20 protein-coding genes and 1 pseudogene are annotated in these 22,547 nt (G+C 61.2%); 9 read left to right on the top strand and 12 right to left on the bottom strand.

Translation table 11 applies throughout. The features are described from left to right. Positions 1–237: 237 nt before the first annotated feature. The 3 genes from gatB to gatC are packed head-to-tail and all read right to left on the bottom strand — an operon-like array spanning position 238 to position 3,449. Positions 238–1,683, bottom strand: coding sequence for an Asp-tRNA(Asn)/Glu-tRNA(Gln) amidotransferase subunit GatB (gene gatB, locus PSH57_RS04355; RefSeq protein WP_305388030.1), 1,446 nt, complete (start codon positions 1,681–1,683; stop codon positions 238–240). Positions 1,684–1,693: 10 nt separating this feature from the next. After that, positions 1,694–3,145 (bottom strand): Asp-tRNA(Asn)/Glu-tRNA(Gln) amidotransferase subunit GatA, encoded by a 1,452-nt coding sequence (gene gatA / locus PSH57_RS04360; protein ID WP_305388031.1) that lies wholly within the window; start codon positions 3,143–3,145, stop codon positions 1,694–1,696. 16 nt (positions 3,146–3,161) lie between these two features. Further along, complete coding sequence (gene gatC / locus PSH57_RS04365; protein WP_305388032.1) at positions 3,162–3,449, bottom strand: Asp-tRNA(Asn)/Glu-tRNA(Gln) amidotransferase subunit GatC; 288 nt, start codon at positions 3,447–3,449, stop codon at positions 3,162–3,164. 214 nt (positions 3,450–3,663) lie between these two features. Between gatC and mreB the strand changes: the two genes are divergently transcribed. The 8 genes from mreB to tldD all read left to right on the top strand — a co-directional run bounded on the left by mreB (position 3,664) and on the right by tldD (position 14,845). Then, entirely contained in the window at positions 3,664–4,701 is a 1,038-nt protein-coding gene (gene mreB, locus PSH57_RS04370) for a rod shape-determining protein MreB (RefSeq protein ID WP_002555108.1), read from the top strand. A 172-nt stretch (positions 4,702–4,873) separates the two neighbouring features. Continuing rightward, positions 4,874–5,941, top strand: a complete 1,068-nt coding sequence (mreC, locus tag PSH57_RS04375) for a rod shape-determining protein MreC (protein WP_305390288.1) — start codon at positions 4,874–4,876, stop codon at positions 5,939–5,941. Next, entirely contained in the window at positions 5,941–6,429 is a 489-nt protein-coding gene (mreD, locus tag PSH57_RS04380; RefSeq protein ID WP_092204996.1) for a rod shape-determining protein MreD, read from the top strand. Before mreC ends, mreD begins: the two co-directional genes overlap by 1 nt. 43 nt (positions 6,430–6,472) lie before the next feature. Continuing rightward, the gene (locus PSH57_RS04385; RefSeq protein WP_305388034.1) at positions 6,473–7,069 is read left to right on the top strand and encodes a Maf family protein; all 597 of its coding nucleotides are present in this window, start codon (positions 6,473–6,475) and stop codon (positions 7,067–7,069) included. Positions 7,070–7,125: 56 nt separating this feature from the next. Then, entirely contained in the window at positions 7,126–8,583 is a 1,458-nt protein-coding gene (gene rng, locus PSH57_RS04390; RefSeq protein ID WP_305388035.1) for a ribonuclease G, read from the top strand. Between the two features lie 61 nt (positions 8,584–8,644). Continuing rightward, positions 8,645–12,448 (top strand): YhdP family protein, encoded by a 3,804-nt coding sequence (locus tag PSH57_RS04395; RefSeq protein WP_305388036.1) that lies wholly within the window; start codon positions 8,645–8,647, stop codon positions 12,446–12,448. A gap of 85 nt (positions 12,449–12,533) precedes the next feature. Beyond that, positions 12,534–13,397, top strand: coding sequence for a carbon-nitrogen hydrolase family protein (locus PSH57_RS04400; protein ID WP_305388037.1), 864 nt, complete (start codon positions 12,534–12,536; stop codon positions 13,395–13,397). A gap of 5 nt (positions 13,398–13,402) precedes the next feature. Then, a complete protein-coding gene (gene tldD / locus PSH57_RS04405; RefSeq protein ID WP_256232484.1) occupies positions 13,403–14,845 on the top strand; it encodes a metalloprotease TldD in 1,443 nt (480 codons plus the stop codon). A 45-nt stretch (positions 14,846–14,890) separates the two neighbouring features. On the opposite strand, the gene yjgA is transcribed toward tldD, so the two are convergent. Continuing rightward, positions 14,891–15,415 carry a ribosome biogenesis factor YjgA gene (gene yjgA / locus PSH57_RS04410; protein WP_092394115.1) on the bottom strand — a complete coding sequence of 175 codons (525 nt, stop codon included), beginning with the start codon at positions 15,413–15,415 and terminating at the stop codon, positions 14,891–14,893. 152 nt (positions 15,416–15,567) lie between these two features. Between yjgA and pmbA the strand changes: the two genes are divergently transcribed. Next, entirely contained in the window at positions 15,568–16,914 is a 1,347-nt protein-coding gene (gene pmbA / locus PSH57_RS04415) for a metalloprotease PmbA (RefSeq protein WP_305388040.1), read from the top strand. Between the two features lie 123 nt (positions 16,915–17,037). Here the strand turns inward: pmbA and PSH57_RS04420 are convergent, their stop codons facing one another. From PSH57_RS04420 to lptC, 8 genes and pseudogenes are all read right to left on the bottom strand, one after another. Further along, positions 17,038–17,310 (bottom strand): HPr family phosphocarrier protein, encoded by a 273-nt coding sequence (locus PSH57_RS04420; RefSeq protein WP_305388041.1) that lies wholly within the window; start codon positions 17,308–17,310, stop codon positions 17,038–17,040. A 15-nt stretch (positions 17,311–17,325) separates the two neighbouring features. After that, complete coding sequence (gene rapZ, locus PSH57_RS04425; protein ID WP_305388042.1) at positions 17,326–18,183, bottom strand: RNase adapter RapZ; 858 nt, start codon at positions 18,181–18,183, stop codon at positions 17,326–17,328. A 2-nt stretch (positions 18,184–18,185) separates the two neighbouring features. After that, on the bottom strand, positions 18,186–18,650 hold the full coding sequence (ptsN, locus tag PSH57_RS04430) for a PTS IIA-like nitrogen regulatory protein PtsN (protein ID WP_305388043.1): 465 nt from the start codon (positions 18,648–18,650) through the stop codon (positions 18,186–18,188). Between the two features lie 12 nt (positions 18,651–18,662). Further along, complete coding sequence (hpf, locus tag PSH57_RS04435) at positions 18,663–18,971, bottom strand: ribosome hibernation-promoting factor, HPF/YfiA family (protein ID WP_047228669.1); 309 nt, start codon at positions 18,969–18,971, stop codon at positions 18,663–18,665. A gap of 76 nt (positions 18,972–19,047) precedes the next feature. Further along, positions 19,048–20,541 (bottom strand): RNA polymerase factor sigma-54, encoded by a 1,494-nt coding sequence (locus PSH57_RS04440; protein ID WP_305388044.1) that lies wholly within the window; start codon positions 20,539–20,541, stop codon positions 19,048–19,050. Between the two features lie 163 nt (positions 20,542–20,704). After that, the gene (gene lptB, locus PSH57_RS04445; RefSeq protein ID WP_047228667.1) at positions 20,705–21,430 is read right to left on the bottom strand and encodes an LPS export ABC transporter ATP-binding protein; all 726 of its coding nucleotides are present in this window, start codon (positions 21,428–21,430) and stop codon (positions 20,705–20,707) included. Next, a pseudogene (lptA, locus tag PSH57_RS04450) lies at positions 21,430–21,981 on the bottom strand (lipopolysaccharide transport periplasmic protein LptA). Before lptA ends, lptB begins: the two are co-directional and overlap by 1 nt. Then, positions 21,968–22,540, bottom strand: a complete 573-nt coding sequence (gene lptC, locus PSH57_RS04455) for an LPS export ABC transporter periplasmic protein LptC (RefSeq protein ID WP_305388047.1) — start codon at positions 22,538–22,540, stop codon at positions 21,968–21,970. Before lptC ends, lptA begins: the two are co-directional and overlap by 14 nt. Positions 22,541–22,547 lie beyond the last annotated feature (7 nt).

Consider the following 22,547-nt stretch of genomic DNA (forward strand, 5'->3'; position numbering starts at 1 on the left):
CCTGTGGGAACAAAGTCAGTGGGAACAAAGCCCTGTGGGAGCAAAACCAGTGGGAGCAAAACCAGTGGGAGTAAAGCCAGTGGGAGTAAAACCTGTGGGAGCAAAGCTTGCTCGCGATGAACGATAACGCGGTCCACTGATGGATCGAGGTGTCTTCATCGCGAGCAAGCTTTGCTCCCACAGGCTCGCTCCCGCAAGAGCGAAGGGAGCCAGGCTTGAAATCTGGCCCCATGGTCATCAGCCCTCGAGTTTGCTTTTAAGCAGTTCGTTGACCTGTTGCGGGTTGGCCTTGCCCTTGGAGGCTTTCATGGCCTGGCCGACGAAGAAGCCGAACATCTTGCCGCGCTTGGCTTCGTCTGCCGCACGGTATTGCTCGACCTGCTCGGCGTTGGCCGCAAGCATTTCATCGAGTACGGCACTGATCGCACCGGTGTCGGTGACTTGCTTCAAGCCGCGCTTCTCAATGATCTCATCGGCGCTGCCTTCACCATTGGCCATGGCTTCGAAGACCATTTTGGCGATCTTGCCGGAAATGGTGTTGTCCTTGATCCGCAACAACATGCCGCCCAGTTGCTCGGCCGACACCGGCGACTGGTCGATTTCCAGACCCTGCTTGTTCAGCAGACTGCCCAACTCGACCATCACCCAGTTGGCCGCCAGCTTGGCGTCGCCGCCGATGCTCACGACTTTTTCGAAGTAATCGGCCTGTTCGCGGCTGGTGGCCAGGACGTTGGCGTCATAGCTCGACAGCCCGAACTGCGCCTGGAAGCGCTCGCGCTTCTGCGGTGGCAGCTCCGGCAGAGTGGCGCGCACGTCGTTGAGGAACGAGTCCTCGATGACCACCGGCAGCAGGTCCGGGTCGGGGAAGTAACGGTAGTCGTTGGCTTCCTCTTTACTGCGCATCGGACGGGTCTCGTCCTTGTTCGGGTCGTACAGGCGAGTCTGCTGGATGACCTTGCCGCCGTCCTCGATCAGTTCGATCTGGCGCTGCACTTCGGTGTTGATCGCTTTCTCGATGAAGCGGAACGAGTTGACGTTCTTGATCTCGCAGCGGGTGCTGAACTCAACCTGGCCCTTGGGCCGGATCGACACGTTGCAGTCGCAGCGCAGCGAGCCTTCGGCCATGTTGCCGTCGCAGATGCCCAGATAACGCACCAGCGCATGGATTGCCTTGACGTAAGCCACGGCTTCCTTGGCGCTGCGCATGTCCGGTTCGGAGACGATTTCCAGCAACGGCGTGCCGGCACGGTTCAGGTCGATGCCGGTGGCGCCGTTGAATTCTTCGTGCAGGCTCTTGCCGGCGTCTTCTTCCAGGTGCGCACGGGTGATACCGACGCGCTTGACCGTGCCGTCTTCCAGGGCGATGTCCAGGTGGCCCTTGCCGACAATCGGCAACTCCATCTGACTGATCTGGTAGCCCTTGGGCAGGTCCGGGTAGAAGTAGTTCTTGCGGGCGAATACGTTGTGCTGGCCGATCTCGGCGTCAATCGCCAGGCCAAACATCACCGCCATGCGCACGGCTTCGGCGTTGAGCACCGGCAGCACGCCGGGCATGCCCAGGTCGACCAGGCTGGCCTGGGTGTTGGGCTCGGAACCGAAGGTGGTGGAGCTACCGGAAAAGATTTTCGACCGGGTGGTGAGCTGGGTATGAATCTCCAGCCCGATCACGACTTCCCATTGCATGTGTTTCTCCTCAGAAGCCGGTTGGGGTGCGGGTGTGCCAGTCGGTATTGAGCTGGTACTGGTGCGCCACATTGAGCAGGCGGCCTTCCTGGAAGTACGGCGCGAGCAACTGCACGCCCACCGGCAGGCCATCGACGAAACCGGCCGGCATGGACAGGCCCGGCAGGCCAGCGAGGTTGGCGGTGATGGTGTAGACGTCTTCCAGGTATTCAGCGACCGGGTCGCTGCTCTTGGCGCCGAGTTTCCAGGCCGGGTTAGGCGTGGTTGGGCCGAGGATGATGTCGACCTCGTTGAAGGCGGCCATGAAGTCGTTCTTCACCAGGCGACGGATTTTCTGCGCCTTGAGGTAGTAGGCATCGTAGTAGCCGGCGGACAGCGCGTAGGCACCGACCATGATCCGGCGTTGTACTTCGGCGCCGAAGCCTTCGCCACGGGAACGCTTGTACAGGTCGATCAGGTTTTCCGGGTTCTCGCAGCGATAGCCGAAGCGCACGCCGTCGAAACGCGACAGGTTCGAGGACGCTTCTGCCGGGGCGATCACGTAGTACGCGGGAATTGCATGCTGCATGTTCGGCAGGCTGATTGGCTTGATCACCGCGCCGAGCTTCTCCAGCTCCTTGATGCTGTTGTGGATCAGCTCGGCGATGCGCGGGTCCAGGCCGGCGCTGAAATATTCCTTCGGCACGCCGATGCGCAGGCCTTGCAGCGAACCGTTGAGACTGGCGCTGTAGTCCGGCACCGGTTCATCGATGCTGGTGGAGTCGTTCGGATCGAAGCCGGCCATGCCTTGCAGCAGGATCGCACAGTCTTCGGCGGTGCGGGCCAGCGGGCCGCCCTGGTCGAGGCTGGAGGCGTAGGCGATCATGCCCCAGCGCGATACACGGCCATAGGTCGGCTTGAGGCCCGTGAGGTTGGTGAATGCCGCCGGCTGGCGAATCGAGCCGCCGGTGTCGGTGGCAGTGGCTGCCGGCAACAGGCGCGCGGCCACGGCGGCGGCGGAACCGCCAGACGAACCACCCGGTACGTGTTCCAGGTTCCACGGGTTTTTCACTGCGCCGTAGTAGCTCGACTCGTTGGCCGAACCCATGGCGAATTCGTCCATGTTGGTCTTACCCAGGGTCACGGCGCCGGCGGCGGCCAGTTTGGCGACCACGGTGGCATCGTACGGGGCCTTGAAATTGTCGAGCATCTTCGAGCCGCAGCTGGTGCGGATGCCCTGGGTGCAGAACAGATCCTTGTGGGCAATCGGTGCGCCGAGCAGGGCGCCGCTCTCACCGTTGGCGCGACGGACGTCGGCAGCCTTGGCCTGGCTCAGGGCCAGCTCTTCGGTGAGGCTGATGAAGCTGTTGAGCTGCGGGTCGAGCTGGGCGATGCGCGCCAGCAGGACCTTGGTCAGCTCTTCGGAGGAAAACTTTTTATCGGCGAGTCCGCGGGCGATCTCGGCCAGGGTCATGTGATGCATGAGAGGCTCTTTCCCTTTAGTCGATGACTTTCGGAACCAGGTACAGGCCGTTTTCGACCGCTGGTGCGATGGACTGGTAGGCCTCGCGGTGATTGGACTCGGTCACGACGTCGACGCGCAGGCGCTGGCTGGCTTCCAGTGGGTGGGCCAGGGGTTCGATGCCGTCGGTATTGACCGCCTGCATCTCGTCGACCAGCCCCAGAATGCTGTTCAGGGCAGAAGTAATGTGTGGAAGATCGGCTTCATTGAGGCCCAGACAGGCCAGATGAGCGATTTTTTCCACGTCGGAGCGTTCAAGCGCCATGGGATTCTCCAGTGGAAAACAAAACGGACGCAGTCTGTCCGTGTGTTAGATTGTCGGAACACTACCGCATTTCTACGGCCCTATGGCCGCGATTGTGGGGTTTGGTGCACAGAAAAGCGGCCAATTTAACATATTGGCGCCTTGCCCAAAATCCCTGTCGTTGTTAGAGTTTGCCGCACTTTTTTACCCACGCGTTGCCTAGGGTCCCTTTCCCATGTTCAAGAAACTGCGTGGCATGTTTTCCAGCGATCTTTCCATTGACCTGGGCACTGCCAACACCCTTATTTACGTGCGCGAGCGCGGTATCGTCCTGAATGAACCCTCGGTCGTGGCCATCCGCACCCACGGTAACCAGAAGAGCGTCGTGGCTGTCGGTACCGAAGCCAAGCGCATGCTGGGCCGTACACCGGGCAACATTGCGGCCATTCGTCCCATGAAGGATGGTGTGATCGCCGACTTCAGCGTCTGCGAAAAGATGCTGCAGTACTTCATCAACAAAGTTCACGAAAACAGCTTCCTGCAGCCCAGCCCTCGTGTGCTGATCTGCGTGCCATGCAAGTCCACCCAGGTGGAGCGTCGCGCCATCCGTGAATCGGCCCTTGGCGCTGGTGCCCGTGAAGTGTTCCTGATCGAAGAGCCGATGGCCGCTGCCATCGGTGCCGGCCTGCCGGTCGAAGAGGCCCGTGGTTCGATGGTCGTCGACATCGGTGGTGGTACCACTGAAATCGCCTTGATCTCCCTCAACGGTGTGGTTTATGCCGAGTCCGTACGTGTGGGCGGCGACCGTTTCGACGAAGCGATCATCACCTACGTGCGCCGCAACTACGGCAGCCTGATCGGCGAATCCACCGCCGAGCGTATCAAGCAGGAAATCGGCACAGCCTATCCGGGCGGCGAAGTGCGTGAAGTCGACGTTCGCGGCCGCAACCTGGCTGAAGGCGTTCCACGCGCGTTCACCCTCAACTCCAACGAAGTGCTCGAAGCGCTGCAAGAGTCGCTGGCGACCATCGTCCAGGCGGTCAAGAGCGCCCTGGAACAGTCGCCGCCGGAACTGGCGTCGGACATCGCCGAGCGCGGCCTGGTGCTGACCGGTGGTGGCGCGTTGCTGCGCGACCTCGACAAACTGCTGGCCCAGGAAACCGGCCTGCCAGTGATCGTTGCCGAAGACCCGCTGACTTGCGTCGCCCGTGGCGGTGGCCGTGCATTGGAAATGATGGACAAGCACACCATGGATCTGCTCTCCAGCGAATAAGTCCGTCTGGATGGTCTATGTTGTTCGCTCCCCGGGCAGCACTTTGCAGTGCTGCCCGTTGACGTTTATCTTCTGTCATTCGTATCCAGGCCGGTTTGATGCCGTATGAATAAAGAAAACATTTGCCTGGGAGGAGCGGCTTATTAAACCGCTTTTTACCAAAGGCCCCTCGCTGGGTGTGCGCCTGCTGGTGCTGACCGTGCTGTCGGTTGCGCTGATGGTGGTCGATGCCCGTTTCACGCTGCTCAAGCCAGTGCGTAGCCAGATGTCGCTGGTATTGATGGAATCCTACTGGATCACCGATTTGCCGCAGCGCTTGTGGCAGGGTGTGGCCAGCCAGTTTGGCAGCCGGACCGAGCTGGTGGCCGAAAACGAAAAACTCAAGACCGAAAACCTGCTGTTGCAGGGGCGCATGCAGAAGCTGGCGGCCCTCACCGAGCAGAACGTGCGGCTGCGCGAGTTGCTCAACTCTTCGGCGCTGGTCAACGAGAAGGTCGAAGTGGCCGAGTTGATCGGCATGGACCCCAACCCCTTTACCCACCGCATCATCATCAACAAGGGTGAGCGCGACGGTGTTGTCCTCGGCCAGCCGGTGCTCGATGCCCGCGGCCTGATGGGGCAGGTGGTGGAGTTGATGCCCTACACATCCCGCGTCCTGCTGTTGACCGATACCACCCACAGCATTCCCGTGCAGGTCAACCGCAACGGCTTGCGGGCGATTGCCAGCGGCACCGGTAACCCGGAGCGCCTGGAACTGCGGCATGTTGCGGACACCGCCGACATCAAGGAAGGTGACCTGCTGGTCAGCTCCGGTCTCGGCCAGCGATTCCCGGCCGGGTATCCGGTGGCGACGGTCAAGGAGGTCATACACGACTCCGGCCAGCCATTCGCCATCGTGCGTGCGGTGCCGACGGCGGCGTTGAATCGCAGCCGATACCTGCTGTTGGTATTCAGCGATCCCCGCACCCCGGAAGAGCGCGCCAACGACGCCGCCGCGGCCCAGGAGGCCGAGGATCGGCAGAACGGCGAGTCGACCGCGGCCCCGGTTACCCCGGCGACAGTCCCAGGCACGACACCGGCCCCCCACGCACCGGCATCGACCCCGACTACAACGCCGGCTGCCGCTCCGGCTGCGACGCCGGCCACGCAAGCGCCGGCGACTCAACCCGCAAGGCCCGCGGCCAAACCGCCTGTCTCCACGCCGGCCGCCGCGCCAGCCACCAGGGGAGCACGAGAATAATGAGCAGTACTCAATCGGGTAACGGCTGGATAGTCTGGCTGACGTTCGCCATCGGCCTGTTGCTCAGCGTTTCACCGCTGCCACAATTCATGGAAATCCTGCGCCCGCTGTGGCTGGCCCTGTTGCTGGCATTCTGGGCGCTGGCGCTGCCGCACAAGGTCGGCATGGTCACCGCCTGGTGCCTGGGGCTGGCCGAAGACGTGCTGTATGGCACGTTGCTGGGGCAGAACGCGCTGATCCTGACGCTGATCACGTTCCTGGTGTTGTCGCTGCAACAACGTTTGCGGATGTTTCCCATGTGGCAGCAGTGCCTGGTGATCCTGGTGATTTTCGGCCTGGCGCAGTTGGTGCAGTTGTGGCTCAGCGCACTGACCGGCAATCGCCAGCCGACCCTGGCGCTGGTGCTGCCGGCGCTGGTCAGTGCCTTGCTCTGGCCGTGGGTCAGCTTCGGTTTGCGTGGCTTGCGCCTGCGTTTCAAAATCAACTGATTCGGTCAGGCATTGGCCCGCACCTTGAGAGGGAGATGTCCTGATGAAACCGCTTTACCTCGCCTCAGGCTCGCCGCGTCGGCGTGAGTTGCTCGCGCAGATCGGTGTGTCATTCACCGCCGTCGGCGCAGACATCGACGAAACGCCCCTGGATGACGAAACCCCCTCGGCCTACGTCGAACGTCTGGCGCGCGGCAAGGCCGAGGCCGGGCGACGTGCTTTGGCAACAGGCGTGGACGGCTGCGTGCTGGGCGCCGACACCGCCGTGGTGCTGGACGGGCGGATACTTGGCAAGCCGCTGGATCAGGCCGACGCCATGGCAATGCTCTTGAGCCTGTCCGGTCGTGACCATGAGGTGCTGACCGCCATCGCGGTACTGGACGGGCAACGTTGTGAATCCCGAGTGGTCCGCAGCCGGGTGAGCTTTCGCGCCATCACCGAACAACAAGCGCTAGCCTATTGGAACAGCGGTGAGCCCCGGGACAAGGCCGGCGGTTATGGTATTCAGGGCTTGGGGGCGGTATTCGTCGCCGGGCTTGAAGGCAGCTATTCAGCCGTGGTCGGCCTGCCGCTGTGCGAAACCTCGGAGCTGTTGAGCCATTTCGGCATACCCTGTTGGCAAACCCTGAGCGCGCGCTGAGCGCCGTCTGACTTGATGCGGCCATTATCGTGAACACGCCTGAACGAGACCCTGCCATGAGTGAAGAGATCCTGATCAACATCACGCCGATGGAATCGCGCGTGGCGGTGGTTGAAAACGGTGTTCTGCAAGAAGTTCACGTCGAGCGCACGCAAAAGCGCGGCATTGTCGGCAATATCTATAAAGGCAAGGTGGTGCGGGTGTTGCCGGGTATGCAGGCGGCGTTCGTCGACATTGGCCTGGACCGCGCGGCATTCATTCATGCCTCGGAAATATCCATGCGTGAAGGTCCTGCCGTGGAGAGCATCAGCGCGCTGGTTCATGAAGGCCAGAGCCTGGTGGTACAGGTCACCAAGGACCCCATCGGTTCCAAGGGCGCGCGCCTGACCACGCAATTGTCGATTCCGTCGCGCTACCTGGTGTACATGCCGCGTACCGCTCACGTCGGCATTTCCTTGAAGATCGAAGAGGAAGCCGAGCGTGAACGCCTCAAGCAGGTGGTCAGCGATTGTGTGGAGAAAGAGGGCATCAAGGAGGCCGGAGGCTTCATCCTGCGCACCGCCGCCGAAGGGGCCGGGGCTGATGAGATTCTCATGGACATCCGTTACCTGCGCCGGCTCTGGGACCAGATAGCCGATCAGATCAAGACCATCGCCACCCCCAGTGTGATCTACGAAGACCTCGGTCTGGCGCTGCGGACCCTGCGGGATCTGGTCAGCCCCAAGATCGAGAAAATCCGCATCGATTCCCGGGAAACCTTCCAGAAAACCACCCAGTTTGTCGCGGAACTGATGCCGGAAATCGCTGATCGTCTCGAGCATTACCCTGGCGAGCGGCCGATTTTCGACTTGTACGGCGTCGAAGACGAAATTCAGAAGGCCCTGGAGCGCAAAGTACCGCTCAAGTCCGGCGGCTACCTGGTGGTGGACCCGGCCGAGGCCATGAGCACCATTGATGTCAACACCGGGGCATTTGTCGGCCATCGCAACCTGGAAGAAACCATCTTCAAGACCAACCTGGAAGCGGCCACCGCCATCGCTCGCCAACTGCGCCTGCGCAATCTGGGCGGAATCATCATCATCGACTTCATCGACATGGAGCATGAAGAGCACCAGCGCCAAGTGCTGCGGACCCTGGAAAAACAACTCGAGCGCGACCACGCCAAGACCAACATCATCGGTATCACCGAGCTGGGCCTGGTGCAGATGACCCGCAAGCGCACCCGTGAGAGCCTTGAGCAGGTTCTGTGCGAACCGTGCAGCAGTTGCCAGGGCCGGGGCAAGCTCAAGACCCCGGAAACCGTGTGTTACGAAATCTTCCGGGAAATCCTCCGGGAGGCACGCGCTTACCAAGCCACAGGTTATAGAGTGTTGGCGAACCAGAAAGTGGTGGACCGCCTGCTCGATGAAGAGTCAGGGAACGTTGCGGAGCTGGAGGCCTTTATCGGTCGTACGATTCGCTTTCAGGTGGAAACCATGTATTCCCAGGAACAATACGACGTGGTGCTGCTCTGAAGTGGCTTCATGAGCGGCAGACCCGCGGATTTGAATACCTTTGCCAGGGGAGCCCGCTGACATGGAGCGTCTGACACGCATTTTGGCCGTGCTGACCCGTTGGGGCCTGGGCCTGTGCGCGCTGCTGTTGGTGCTGGTGGCACTGTATGTCAGCCTCGGCCGGGAACTGGCTCCGCTGGTGGCCGAATACCGCGCCGAAGTCCAGACCCGCGCCAGCGAAGCATTGGGCATCCCCGTGCATATCGGGAGCCTGGACGGTAGCTGGAGCGCCCTGGCGCCCATCCTGCTGGCCCACGACGTGGTGATCGGCGACGGCGCCAATGCCTTGCACCTGGATCAGGTGCGGGCCGTGCCGGACTTGTGGGGCAGCCTGGTGGCGCGTCAGGTGCGCATTGCTCACCTGGAGCTCAGCGGCCTGAAGATCAGCCTCAAGGAAGGCGCAGACGGCAAATGGGCCCTGGAGGGGCTGCCGGTGCAGGACGATCAGCCACTGGATCCCCAGCAACTGCTCGAACGCATGCAGATGATCTCGAAGCTGTCGGTGCTCGACAGCCAGGTGACCTTGCAGCCGCTGGAGCAAGCGCCGCTGACCCTGACCTACGTTGGCCTGAGTCTGCGCTCCGGGGTCGCCCGTCAGCGTCTGGATGCACGACTGACCCTGCCTGACGGCCAGCCCGTCGCGATCAACCTGCGCACCCGTATCCGCGCCAGCGACTGGAAGAACGGCCAGGCCGATGTCTACCTGAGCCTGCCGCAAAGCGATTGGGCCAAATGGCTGCCGGAACGCCTGACGCAGCAATGGCATTTTTCCCGGATCAAGGCTGGCGCAGAGCTCTGGCTGAGCTGGGGGGCAGGCACCGTGCAAAGCGCGGCCATTCGACTGAATGCGCCGGACATCCAGGGCGCGTATGCCGAGCGCAAGCCGGTGCAGATCCATAACCTGGCGCTCAACGGGTATTTTCAGCGCAGTAGCCAGGGATTCACCGCGACCTTCGATTCCCTGGCAATGAGCCTGGGCGAAACCCGTTGGGAATCGCGCCTGCAATTGCAACAGAACAACGCCAGCGAAAAAACCGAAGAACGCTGGCACGTGCAGGCTGATCGCCTCGACCTCACGCCGCTTACGCCGTTGATCCATGCCCTGGCGCCGTTGCCCGAAGGCGTTGCCACGGCGATTGACCGGCTCAAGTTCACGGGTGGCCTGCGCAATGTGCTGGTGGACTACCGCCCGCAGAACAGCGGTGATCAGAAGGTCAGTTTCGCCACCAACCTGGACACCGTGGGCTTTGATGCCTATCGCGGCGCCCCGGCGGCGCGCAATGTGTCCGGGAGTCTGAGCGGCGACCTCGGTGGCGGCGAACTGCGCATGGACAGCAAGGATTTTTCCCTGCATCTGGACCCGATCTTCGCCAAGCCCTGGCAATACTTGCAGGCCAACGCCCGGCTGACCTGGAAGCTGGACAAGCAAGGTTTCACGCTGATAGCGCCGTACCTGAAGGTGCTGGGGGAGGAGGGCCGGATTGCTGGCGACTTCCTGATCCGCCTGCATTTCGACCACAGCCAGGAAGACTACATGGACTTGCGGGTCGGCCTGGTGGATGGCGACGGACGTTATACCGCCAAGTATTTGCCCGCCGGCCTGAGTCCGGCACTGGACGAGTGGCTGCGCACGGCAATCGTCAAGGGCGCGGTGGATCAGGGTTTTTTCCAGTACCAAGGCTCGCTGAACCACGGCGCCGAAGACGCGGCCCGCAGCATCAGTCTGTTTTTCAAGGTGCATGATGCCGAGCTGGCCTTCCAGCCGGGTTGGCCTTCGGTGAGCAAGGTCAGCGGTGATGTTTTCGTCGAAGACAGCGGCGTGCGCATCTTTGCAAGCCAGGGGCAGTTGCTGGACACCCAGGTCAGGAATGTGTCGGTGAACATCCCTCATGTCCCCACCGGCCAGAATTCCCATCTGTTGTTGGACGGCGAGTTTGCCGGTGGCTTGGGCGACGGTTTGAAAATCCTGCAGACGGCGCCGATTGGCACGGCCGAGACGTTCGCCGGCTGGGAAGGCGAGGGCGATCTGCAAGGCAGTGTGAAGCTCGATATTCCGTTGGCTAAAGGCGAACAACCGAAGATCCTGGTGGACTTCAAGACCGACAAGGCCAGGCTCAAGCTCAGCGAGCCGGAGTTGGAGCTGACCCAGCTCAAGGGCGATTTCCGTTTCGACAGCAACAAAGGGTTGAGCGGTAAAAATATCGCGGCTCGGGCGTTCGACCGGCCCGTGACCGCGCAGATTTTTGCCGAAGGCCGTTCCGGTGAACTGACTACACGGGTGGCCGCCTCTGGACAGGTGGAGGTCAAGAAACTCACTGACTGGCTGAAGGTTACCCAGCCATTGCCGGTGGCAGGCGTGGTGCCGTATCAGCTACAGGTGATCCTTGACGGCGCCGACAGCCAACTGTCGGTCAGTTCCAGTCTCAAGGGCGTGACCGTGGATCTGCCCGCGCCCTTCGGGTTGGCGGCCGATGCCGGGCGTGACACGGTATTTCGCATGACCTTGCAAGGCGCGGAGCGCCGTTATTGGGTGGATTATGGCGACCTGGCCAGCTTCACTTACGCAGCGCCGAGCGGACAGGTTGCAGACGGTCGCGGTGAGCTCTTGCTCGGGAACGGTGATGCGGTTTTGCCAGGCGGCAAGGGTCTGCGCCTGCGCGGGACGCTGTCGCAGCTGGATGTGAGTCCGTGGCAGGATCTGGTGGGCAAGTATGCAGGGCAGGATCCGGGCGGGAGCGCCAAACAACTGCTTAGCAGCGTCGATCTGAACATCGGCAAGCTCACTGCCATGGGCACGACCCTGGATCGGGCTTCAGTGCAACTGGACCGCAAGCCCGACGCCTGGGCTTTGCGGCTCGCCAGCCAGCAGGCCAAGGGCACCGCCAGTCTGCCGGACGCGAAGGCCGCGCCGATCGGTATCAAGCTTGACTACATTCGCCTGCCGGCCGCCGATCCGACGGTCCAGGCCGACGAAAACGCACCGGACCCGCTGGCCTCGGTCGACCCCAGCAAGATCCCGGCCATGGATATTGCCATCGACCAGTTGTTCCAGGGGCCTGACCTCATAGGTGCCTGGTCGTTGAAGGTGCGCCCGACAGGCAAGGGGATTACGCTGAACAGCCTGGACATGGGGCTCAAGGGCATGGTCTTGAGCGGCAATGGCGGTTGGGAAGGCGTGCCCGGTTCCACCAGCAGTTGGTACAAGGGCCGCATCGGTGGCAAGAACCTGGCCGATGTGCTCAAGGGCTGGGGCTACGCGCCGAGCGTGACCAGCGAGAAATTCCGCCTGGACGTCGATGGTCGCTGGCCCGGCTCACCGGCGTGGGTCGCGACCAAGCGTTTTTCCGGCAACCTCGATGCGTCGCTGAGCAAGGGCCAGTTCGTCGAGTTGGAAGGTGGCGCCCAGGCGCTGCGGGTATTTGGCCTGCTGAACTTCAACTCCATCGGCCGCCGCTTGCGCCTGGACTTCTCCGACCTGTTCGGCAAAGGCTTGAGCTACGATCGGGTCAAGGGACTGCTGGTGGCGAGTGACGGTGTCTACGTGACCCGTGAACCCATCACCCTGACAGGGCCGTCAAGTAACCTGGAACTCAACGGCACTCTGGACATGGTCGCCGACCGGGTCGACGCCAAGTTGCAGGTGACGCTGCCGGTGACCAACAACCTGCCGATTGCAGCGCTGATTGTCGGCGCGCCAGCGGTGGGCGGGGCGTTGTTTCTGATCGACAAACTGATTGGCGACCGCGTAGCGCGTTTTGCCAGCGTAAGATACGACGTAAAGGGCCCGTGGAAAGAGCCGAAGATTACCTTCGACAAGCCGTTTTGACAGTTCGACGCCAACTCCTTTCTCATCGCGAGCAAGCTTTGCTCCCACAGCCACCTTGGGTGAGGATAAAAAAGAGGGACGCTTCATGCCAGTGGCAGTGATTCAAATGGTCAGCCAAAGCGATGTGCTCGCCAATCTGGCCCGCGCTCGTGTGCTGCTGGAACAGGCTGCCGCTGGCGGCGCAAGGCTGGCGGTGCTGCCTGAAAACTTCGCGGCCATGGGCCGGCGGGATGTGGCAGACATTGGTCGTGCCGAAGCCTTTGGTCAGGGGCCGATCCTGCCCTGGTTGAAACAGGCCGCCCGTGACCTCAAGTTATGGATTGTGGCCGGCACGTTGCCGTTGCCGCCGGTGGACCAACCGGACGCCAGGGTGCATGCCTGTTCGTTGCTGATCGACGATCAGGGCCAGATCGTCGCGCGCTACGACAAGCTGCACCTGTTTGACGTGGACGTGGCGGACAATCGCGGGCGTTATCGCGAGTCCGATGACTATGCTTATGGCTACAACGTGGTAGTGGCCGATACACCCGTAGGACGGGTTGGCCTGACGGTCTGTTATGACTTGCGTTTCCCGGAACTCTATAGCGAGCTGCGCGCCGCCGGGGCTGAACTGATCACCGCGCCCTCGGCGTTTACCGCAGTGACCGGCGCCGCCCATTGGGAGGTACTGATTCGCGCCCGGGCCATCGAGACCCAGTGTTATGTGCTGGCAGCCGCCCAGGGCGGGATGCATCCGGGGCCACGGGAAACCTTTGGCCATGCAGCGATTGTCGACCCCTGGGGGCGCGTACTGGCTCAACAGGATCAAGGCGAAGCGGTGCTGCTGGCCGAGCGCGACAGCATTGAACAGGCGTCCATCCGGACGCGCATGCCGGTGGCCAGCCATCGGCGCTTTTTCTCGCAGGGCGCTCGACAGCGGCCTGTCCAAGACGACGAATTCAAGGCGTAGAACATATGAGCGGGTTGTTGTCCTCAGTCAGTGAACACCTTTTAGCCCCCGGCGGCGTAACCCTCGAAAGCCTGCAAGGCGTGCTGGGCGACTTGGCCGGCCCGGGCATCGATGCTGCCGATCTGTATTTCCAGGGGCAGATATCCGAGTCCTGGTCGCTGGAAGACGGCATCGTCAAGGAAGGCAGTTTCAATCTTGACCAGGGTGTGGGTGTTCGCGCCCAGTCCGGGGAAAAAACCGGCTTCGCCTACAGCAACGCCATCACCCTTGAAGCACTGGGCGCCGCAGCCCGTGCTGCTCGCTCGATCTCCCGGGCCGGGCAGAACGGCAAGGTACAGGCTTTCAGCAGCCAGGACGTGGCGCAACTGTATGCGCCGGACAACCCGCTTGAAGTCATGAGTCGCGCCGAAAAGGTCGAGCTGCTCAAGCGCATCGACGTCGCCACTCGCGCCCTCGATCCACGCATCCAGCAAGTATCAGTGAGCATGGCCGGGGTCTGGGAACGGATTCTGGTGGCCTCCACCGACGGTGGTCTGGCGGCGGACGTCCGGCCACTGGTGCGTTTTAATGTCAGCGTGATCGTTGAGCAGAACGGTCGTCGCGAACGCGGCGGCCACGGCGGCGGCGGACGCACTGATTATCGTTATTTCCTCAGCGAAGACCGCGCCATGGGCTACGCCCGCGAAGCGCTGCGCCAGGCACTGGTCAACCTTGAGGCGATCCCGGCGCCGGCCGGTACATTGCCGGTGGTGTTGGGTTCCGGCTGGTCCGGCGTGCTGCTGCACGAAGCGGTGGGCCACGGTCTTGAAGGTGATTTCAACCGCAAGGGAAGCTCAGCCTACAGCGGGCGCATGGGCGAAATGGTCGCCTCGAAACTCTGCACCATTGTCGATGATGGCACCCTGGCCGGGCGTCGCGGCTCCCTGAGCGTCGACGATGAAGGCACCCCGACCGAGTGCACCACCCTGATCGAGAACGGCGTGCTCAAGGGCTACATGCAAGACAAGCTCAACGCCCGCCTGATGGGCGTGGCACGCACCGGCAATGGTCGCCGTGAGTCTTACGCGCATTTGCCGATGCCGCGCATGACCAACACCTACATGCTGGGCGGCCAGAGCGATCCGGCGGAAATCATCGCTTCGGTGAAAAAGGGTATTTATTGCGCCAACCTCGGCGGCGGCCAGGTGGACATTACCAGCGGCAAATTCGTGTTTTCCACCAGTGAGGCTTACCTGATCGAAGACGGCAAGATCACCGCACCGGTCAAGGGTGCGACCCTGATCGGCAACGGGCCGGAGGCGATGAGCAAGGTGTCGATGGTCGGTAACGATCTGGCGCTGGACAGCGGCGTGGGGACGTGCGGCAAGGACGGGCAATCGGTGCCGGTGGGTGTCGGTCAGCCGACCTTGAAGATTGATGCGATTACCGTGGGTGGCACGGGCGCATGACGGGAGCGCTGGGTGGAGTGCGAGGCCTCCACCCACGGTCGTTACTCAGCGCAGGCCGCGTTGAGTCTCGTCCAGTTCACGAATGTACTTGAAGATTTTACGGCTCGAGGCCGGTGGCTTGTTATGCGCCAGTTCGTGCTGGGCCTGACGGATCAGGGAGCGCAATTGCTGACGGTCAGCCTCCGGGTAGTCGATGACGAACTTTTCCAGCACGCCGTCATCGCCCGCGATCAGGCGATCGCGCCAGCGCTCCAGGCCATGGAAACGTTCGTTGTACTGCCGGGTGGAGGCATCGAGTTGATCGAGCAGAACCAGGATGGCGTCAGTATCCTGGTCGCGCATCAGTTTGCCGATGAATTGCAGGTGCCGTTTACGCGCGATATTCGCGGTGTGCTTGGGCGCATCGGCCAGGGCCCGGCGCAAGGCGTCGGTCAGGGGCAGTTTGGCCAGCAAGTCAGGCTTGAGTGTTGTCAGGCGCTCGCCGAGGTCAACCAGAGCATGCAGCTCGCGTTTGACCTGGGATTTGCTTTTTTCACCCTCGTAGAGGGAGTCGTCGTAAGAATCAACCATGGTGGCAGTCCGCAAAGAAACGCCGCCATGATAACCAGTCGGGGGCCGCTTGTCCGGCCCGGTCGCTCGAAGGCCTCAGGTTTGTACGCAAAGTCGCGAAGGCACTATTCGTACAAACCCTGACCGAAAGCAGAATTTGAGTGGAGAACACCATGAGTGCAGTTCAGAGCGTCGGCCCGCAAGCATTGCCGGCACTGCAGGAACAAGTCGAGCAGATCCTTGCCGAAGCCAAGCGACAGGGCGCCAGTGCGTGTGAGGTGGCGGTGTCCCTGGAACAAGGCTTGTCGACGTCGGTACGCCAGCGCGAGGTGGAAACCGTCGAGTTCAATCGCGACCAGGGGTTCGGCATCACCTTGTACGCCGGTCAGCGCAAGGGCTCGGCCAGCACGTCAGCCAGTGGTCCTGAGGCCATTCGTGAAACCGTCGCCGCTGCGCTGGCGATTGCCCAGCACACCTCCGAAGACGAAGCGTCGGGCCTGGCCGATGCCGCGCTGATGTGCAAGGAATTGCGAGACTTCGATCTGTTCCACGCCTGGGACATCACCCCGGAACAGGCCATTGAGCAGGCGTTGCGCTGTGAGGCGGCGGCCTTCGACGCCGACGCTCGAATCAAGAACGCCGATGGCACGACCCTCAATACCCATCAGGGCTGCCGCGTATACGGTAACAGCCACGGTTTTATCGGCGGTTATGCATCGACCCGCCACAGCCTCAGTTGCGTCATGATCGCCGAAGCCAACGGCCAGATGCAGCGCGATTACTGGTACGACGTGAACCGCCAGGGCACATTGCTGGCGGACCCGGTGAGCATCGGCCAGAAAGCCGCGCTACGGGCGGCCAGCCGCTTGGGCGCGCGGCCAGTGCCGACCTGTGAAGTGCCAGTGTTGTTTGCCGCCGAGTTGGCCGGCGGGTTGTTCGGCAGCTTCCTGTCAGCGGTGTCCGGCGGTAATTTGTATCGCAAATCATCGTTTCTCGAAGGCGCGCTGGGCCAGAAACTGTTCCCGGAGTGGATGACCATCGATGAGCGTCCGCACCTGATGCAGGCCATGGGCAGCTCGGCCTTCGACGGCGACGGCCTGGCCACCTACGCCAAGCCATTCGTGGAGAATGGCGAACTGGTGTCCTACATCCTCGGCACCTATTCGGGTCGCAAGCTCGGCATGCCCAGCACCGCCAATGCCGGTGGCGTGCATAACCTGTTCGTGACCCATGGCGAAGAGGACCAGGCGGCCTTGCTGCGTCGTATGGGCCGTGGCCTGCTGGTGACAGAACTGATGGGCCATGGCCTGAACATGGTCACCGGGGACTATTCCCGCGGCGCGGCGGGGTTCTGGGTCGAGAACGGGGAGATTCAGTTTCCGGTTCAGGAAGTGACCATCGCCGGTAACATGCGCGATATGTTCAAGCAGATACTGGCGGTGGGTAACGACCTGGAACTGCGCAGTAACATCCGCACCGGCTCGGTGTTGATCGAGCGAATGACGGTGGCGGGTAGCTGACCTTCATCGCAGTAAAAAAGGCGCGTCATCCAAGCGGATGACGCGCCTTTTTTATATTTAGAGAAGCCCTGTGGCGAGGGGATTTATCCCCTCGCCACAATGAATCTGCTTCGGACCTGAAGGTTACTCGCCTTCGTCGAAGTAGTTGTTGATCAGTGCTACCAGCGCATCCAGCGCCTCCTGCTCCTGTTCCCCTTCGGTTCGCAGATGGATTTTGGTGCCTTGGCCGGCGGCCAGCATCATCATCGCCATGATGCTTTTGCCGTTGATCATTTTCTCAGGATCACGGCCCACGACGATGTCGCAAGGAAACTGACCTGCCACACCCACGAACTTGGCGGACGCGCGGGCATGCAAGCCCAGCTTGTTGATGATTTCAATTTCCAGAGCAGGCATCGCGATGTGAATCCTTTAGCTGAGGTCGCGGTGGCGAACCTGGACGTTCTTCAGGGACTGTTGCAGGAGCTGACCCAAACGTTCGGTCAGGTAGACGGAGCGGTGATGGCCACCGGTACAGCCGATGGCTATCGTGACGTAGGAGCGGTTGCTCGCGGCAAAGCGCGGCAGCCATTTGAGCAGGTAGCTGGAGATATCCTGGTACATTTCCTCGACATCCGGCTGGGCGGCCAGGTAGTCGACCACCGGCTGGTCGAGCCCTGATTGCTCGCGCAATTCCGGTTTCCAGTAGGGGTTGGGCAAACAGCGCACGTCAAACACCAGGTCGGCGTCTACTGGCATTCCGCGCTTGAAACCGAACGACTCCACCAGAAACGCCGTCCCCGGTTCCGGCTGGTTCAGCAGGCGTAACTTGATGGTGTCGCGCAGTTGATACAGATTCAGGTGGGTGGTGTTGACCTTCAGGTCCGCCAGGTCGGCGATCGGCCCCAGCAGTTGGCTTTCGTCATGGATGGCTTCGGCCAGGGAGCGGCTCGCGTTACTCAGGGGATGACGCCGGCGGGTTTCGGAAAAGCGCTTGAGTAGCGTCTCCTCATCGGCATCCAGGTACAGCACATCGCACTGGATGTGCCGGTTGCGTACTTCCGCGAGCAGTTCGGGGAAGCGCGACAGGTGGCTCGGCAGATTACGTGCATCGATGGACACTGCCACCAGCGGTTGAGCCAGCTCGGTATGGATCAGGGCGCGCTCGGCCAACTCCGGCAGCAGGCCGGCGGGCAGATTGTCGATGCAATAGTAGCCGCTGTCCTCAAGCACGTTAAGCGCCGTGCTTTTACCGGAGCCGGAGCGTCCGCTGACAATGATCATGCGCATGTTTAATGACCGTTCTGCTCGTCCAGGACAACCTGATACAAGGCTTCGTTGCTCTCTGCGCTGCGCAATTTCTCGCGCACTTCCTTGCGGTCCAGCATGCTGGCAATCTGGCGCAGCAGCTCAAGGTGCGCATCGGTCGCCGCTTCCGGTACCAGCAGTACGAACAGCAGGTCGACCGGTGCGCCGTCGATGGCGTCGAAATCTATGGGCGCTTCAAGGTGCAACAGCGCACTGATCGGCGCTGTACAGGTCTTGAGGCGACAGTGGGGAATGGCGATACCGTTGCCAAACCCGGTGGAGCCCAGTTTTTCACGGGCAAACAGGGCCTCGAAGACGTCCTGCATTTCCAGATCCGGCACCTCGCGGTGGATCAGGTTGGCAATTTGTTCGAGGGCTTTCTTTTTACTGCCACCCGGCACGTTCACCTGGGAACGGCCGGGGGTCAGGATGAGTTCTAGTCGGATCATGGATTAGGGGGGTTAACGACCGGTTGCGCCCTGGAGGAGGCTCTGGGTCTTTTCCTTATGCTTTTTGAGTTGGCGATCCAGCTTGTCGGTCAGCAGGTCAATCGCGGCATACATGTCTTCATGTGCAGCGTTGGCAACCACTTCTCCGCCGGGGATATGCAGCGTGGCTTCGATTTTCTGCAGCAGCTTCTCGACGTTCATCGTGACTTGCACGTTGGTGATCTTGTCGAAATGCCTTTCCAATCGTTCGAGTTTCTCGCCGATGTATTCGCGCAGAGGTTCGGTCACTTCCAGTTGGTGTCCACTGATGTTGACTTGCATACAGCTTCTCCTTCGTTGCCAGTGCATAAAGCGGCAGGCAGAAATACCTGCCACTGGAACGCTGTGGCGTGGCCTGTTACATCAACCGCTTGCGTTCGCTCGAAGGTGCGATCCCGAGGGATTCGCGGTATTTGGCGACGGTACGGCGGGCCACCTGAATGCCTTGTGCCTCCAGTAAACCAGCGATCTTGCTGTCACTCAACGGCTTTTTCTGATTTTCCGCGGCCACCAGTTTTTTGATGATCGCGCGGATGGCTGTGGACGAGCATTCGCCGCCTTCGGAGGTGCTGACGTGGCTGGAGAAAAAGTATTTCAGTTCATAGATACCCCGTGGGGTATGCATGAATTTCTGGGTGGTCACCCGCGAAATGGTTGATTCGTGCATGCCCACTGCCTCGGCAATGTCGTGCAGGACCAACGGTTTCATCGCTTCGTCGCCGTATTCCAGGAAACCGCGCTGATGCTCGACGATCTGGGTGGCTACTTTCATCAGGGTTTCGTTGCGGCTTTGCAGGCTCTTGATGAACCAGCGCGCTTCCTGCAACTGGTTGCGCATGAAGGTGTTGTCGGCGCTGGTGTCGGCGCGTTTTACGAAGCCGGCATATTGGGCGTTGACCCGCAACTTGGGCATCGACTCCTGGTTCAGTTCCACCAGCCAGCGGTCGTTGTGCTTGCGCACGATTACGTCGGGAACCACGTATTCGGGTTCGGTGGACTCGATCTGCGAGCCCGGGCGCGGGTTGAGGCTCTGGACCAGTTCGATCACCTGGCGCAGTTCATCTTCCTTGAGCTTCATGCGACGCATCAACTGGCTGTAGTCGCGACCGCCCAGCAGGTCGATGTAGTCGGTGACCAGTCGCTTGGCTTCGGCCAGCCAAGGCGTCTTGGCGGGCAACTGGCGCAATTGCAGCATCAGGCACTCGCCCAGGTTGCGGGCACCAATGCCGGCCGGTTCGAACTGCTGAATGCGATGCAGGACGGCTTCGATCTCGTCCAGCTCAATGTCCAGCTCGGGGTCAAAAGCTTCGAGAATTTCTTCGAGCGTCTCGTCCAGGTAGCCCTGATTGTTGATGCAGTCGATCAGGGTCACGGCGATCAGACGATCGGTGTCGGACATCGGCGCCAGGTTCAGTTGCCACAGCAAGTGGCTCTGCAGGCTTTCGCCGGTGGAGGTACGGGTGGTGAAGTCCCACTCGTCATCATCGCTGCTGGGCAGGCTGCTGGCGCTGGTCTGGTAGACGTCTTCCCAGGCCGTATCCACGGGCAGATCGTTGGGGATACGTTCATTCCATTCGCCATCCTCAAGGTTATCCACCGTCGGGGCGGCTTCCTGGTAGGACGGTTCCGGGATTTCGGTGTTGGTCTTCTGCTCGACGTTATCGGCCAGCGGATCGGTGTTGTCGAAGTCGTCGCCTTCTTCCTGGCGTTCGAGCATCGGATTGGACTCCAGGGCCTCCTGGATTTCCTGTTGCAGGTCCAGGGTCGACAATTGGAGCAGGCGGATGGCCTGTTGCAGCTGCGGTGTCATCGTCAGCTGCTGGCCCATTCTCAAGACTAGCGATGGTTTCATGGCTGGGGCTTAACACCTTATTCGCCGGCGCACATGCGCCATCCACTACAGGGCGCCGAAGCGCCAAACATAAGCAAATTATATGCCTGAAACTGAAGTGTTTGCCTAGGGCGTCGCGTAATAAAAATAGCGACGCCGGGGCGATTGACCAGACACTTTTCGCTTACAGGCGGAACTCATGGCCCAAATACACTTCCTTGACCAGTTCATTGGCCAGGATGGTCGCGGAGTCGCCTTCGGCAATCAACTGGCCGTCATTGACGATATAGGCGGTTTCACAGATATCCAGCGTCTCGCGTACGTTGTGGTCGGTGATCAGTACGCCGATGCCCTTGGCCTTGAGATGGTGGATGATCTGCTTGATGTCGCCCACCGAAATCGGGTCCACGCCGGCAAATGGTTCGTCCAGCAGGATGAATTTCGGTGCGGTGGCCAAGGCGCGAGCGATTTCCACGCGGCGTCGTTCGCCACCGGACAGGCTCATGCCCAGGTTGTCGCGGATGTGGCTGATGTGGAATTCCTGCAGCAGGCTTTCCAGTTCCTGGCGCCGGCCAGCCTTGTCGAGTTCCTTGCGGGTCTCCAGGATCGCCATGATGTTGTCGGCAACCGACAGCTTGCGGAAGATCGACGCTTCTTGCGGCAGATAGCCGATACCGGCCTTCGCCCGACCATGCATCGGCTGGTGGCTGACGTCCAGGTCGTCGATCAGTACGCGGCCCTGATCGGCCTGGACCAGGCCGACGATCATGTAGAAACAGGTGGTCTTGCCCGCGCCGTTGGGGCCGAGCAGGCCGACGATCTGGCCGCTGTCGATGGACAGGCTGACATCACGCACGACTTGACGGCTCTTGTAGCTCTTGGCCAGGTGCTGAGCTTTCAGAGTTGCCATTACGGGGCCTTCTGTTCGTCGGTTTTCTTTTTCGGCTGGAGATGACCATGTCGATCCGTGGGCGCTGCTCGGTGACCTTGCTGCCAGTGGCACGACCGGCGCTGGCCAGCTTTTTGTTCGTGTCGTAGACGATTTTTCTCGCCTTGGGTGGTGTTGCCGTCCTTGTCGATAACCTTGGCGCGATCGATCAGTACGACGCGGTCTTTGGCAGCGTGATACTGGATGGTCACCCCGTAGCCCTGCACCGGCTTGGTGTCGCCTGCGGTTTGCATCTGCTCGAAGTAGGCCAGGTTGCCCACCGAGGTCACCACGTCGATATCGCCAGACTGGGTACGGGTGATGGTCACGGTATTGCCGGTGACCTTCATTGAGCCCTGGGTGATGATCACGTCACCCTTGTAGGTGGCCACACCGTTCTTGTCGTCCAGTTGGGCGTCGTCGGCCTGGATGCGGATAGGCTGGTCGCGGTCGGTCGGGAGGGCCCAGGCGCTCGCGCTTCCCAGTGCTGCGCCCAGACTGAGCAAAATAGGGAGGGTTTTAGCGAGCTTCATACTGTCCTCTTACGTTCGATAGCAGGTGTATCCTGCTTTCCTTCAGATACGCTTTCATTCCCGTGCCGGTCGATACACCACCGGCGCCGTCGATTCTAACGGGTTGCTCGGTCTGCGCATATTCTCGCTGCGGGAAGACTGTCATACGACTGCTGGTGATGATGGTGGTGCGGTTTTTCTCATCGGTCCGGGCGATGCGTACCGAGTCAATCAGCTCTACTTCGGTCCCGTCGGGATTGACTTCGGCGCGCTCGCTCTGCACATGCCACGGAAACTCGGTGCCGCGAAACATGTTCAGGTCTGGCTTGGTGACCAATGTGATCTCGCTGGCCTTGACGTGGTCGACCTTGTCGGACGTCATTTCATACTGCACCTTGCCATCGGGCAGGTATTGCAGGGTATGCGTGTTGGTCGCATACCAGTCGATATCATTTTCCTGGACCTTGACCGCAGGCCGGTCGAGGAAGCGTTCCGGGCTGATGTTCCAATAGCCCACCGCCGCGAAAATCGCTGCGATGCAGCCGAACACCACGACGGTGCGAATTTTCTTGTTCAGCATAAATGGC

Origin of the sequence: Pseudomonas hefeiensis, from assembly GCF_030687835.1 — a bacterium.
Lineage (GTDB): Bacteria > Pseudomonadota > Gammaproteobacteria > Pseudomonadales > Pseudomonadaceae > Aquipseudomonas > Aquipseudomonas hefeiensis.

Coding starts and splice junctions, on each gene's coding strand:
- gatB (WP_305388030.1), bottom strand. CDS start 1,683: ATGCAATGGGAAGTCGTGATCGGGCTGGAGATTCATACCCAGCTCACC.
- gatA (WP_305388031.1), bottom strand. CDS start 3,145: ATGCATCACATGACCCTGGCCGAGATCGCCCGCGGACTCGCCGATAAA.
- gatC (WP_305388032.1), bottom strand. CDS start 3,449: ATGGCGCTTGAACGCTCCGACGTGGAAAAAATCGCTCATCTGGCCTGT.
- mreB (WP_002555108.1), top strand. CDS start 3,664: ATGTTCAAGAAACTGCGTGGCATGTTTTCCAGCGATCTTTCCATTGAC.
- mreD (WP_092204996.1), top strand. CDS start 5,941: ATGAGCAGTACTCAATCGGGTAACGGCTGGATAGTCTGGCTGACGTTC.
- PSH57_RS04385 (WP_305388034.1), top strand. CDS start 6,473: ATGAAACCGCTTTACCTCGCCTCAGGCTCGCCGCGTCGGCGTGAGTTG.
- rng (WP_305388035.1), top strand. CDS start 7,126: ATGAGTGAAGAGATCCTGATCAACATCACGCCGATGGAATCGCGCGTG.
- PSH57_RS04395 (WP_305388036.1), top strand. CDS start 8,645: ATGGAGCGTCTGACACGCATTTTGGCCGTGCTGACCCGTTGGGGCCTG.
- PSH57_RS04400 (WP_305388037.1), top strand. CDS start 12,534: ATGCCAGTGGCAGTGATTCAAATGGTCAGCCAAAGCGATGTGCTCGCC.
- tldD (WP_256232484.1), top strand. CDS start 13,403: ATGAGCGGGTTGTTGTCCTCAGTCAGTGAACACCTTTTAGCCCCCGGC.
- yjgA (WP_092394115.1), bottom strand. CDS start 15,415: ATGGTTGATTCTTACGACGACTCCCTCTACGAGGGTGAAAAAAGCAAA.
- pmbA (WP_305388040.1), top strand. CDS start 15,568: ATGAGTGCAGTTCAGAGCGTCGGCCCGCAAGCATTGCCGGCACTGCAG.
- PSH57_RS04420 (WP_305388041.1), bottom strand. CDS start 17,310: ATGCCTGCTCTGGAAATTGAAATCATCAACAAGCTGGGCTTGCATGCC.
- rapZ (WP_305388042.1), bottom strand. CDS start 18,183: ATGCGCATGATCATTGTCAGCGGACGCTCCGGCTCCGGTAAAAGCACG.
- ptsN (WP_305388043.1), bottom strand. CDS start 18,650: ATGATCCGACTAGAACTCATCCTGACCCCCGGCCGTTCCCAGGTGAAC.
- hpf (WP_047228669.1), bottom strand. CDS start 18,971: ATGCAAGTCAACATCAGTGGACACCAACTGGAAGTGACCGAACCTCTG.
- PSH57_RS04440 (WP_305388044.1), bottom strand. CDS start 20,541: ATGAAACCATCGCTAGTCTTGAGAATGGGCCAGCAGCTGACGATGACA.
- lptB (WP_047228667.1), bottom strand. CDS start 21,430: ATGGCAACTCTGAAAGCTCAGCACCTGGCCAAGAGCTACAAGAGCCGT.
- lptC (WP_305388047.1), bottom strand. CDS start 22,540: ATGCTGAACAAGAAAATTCGCACCGTCGTGGTGTTCGGCTGCATCGCA.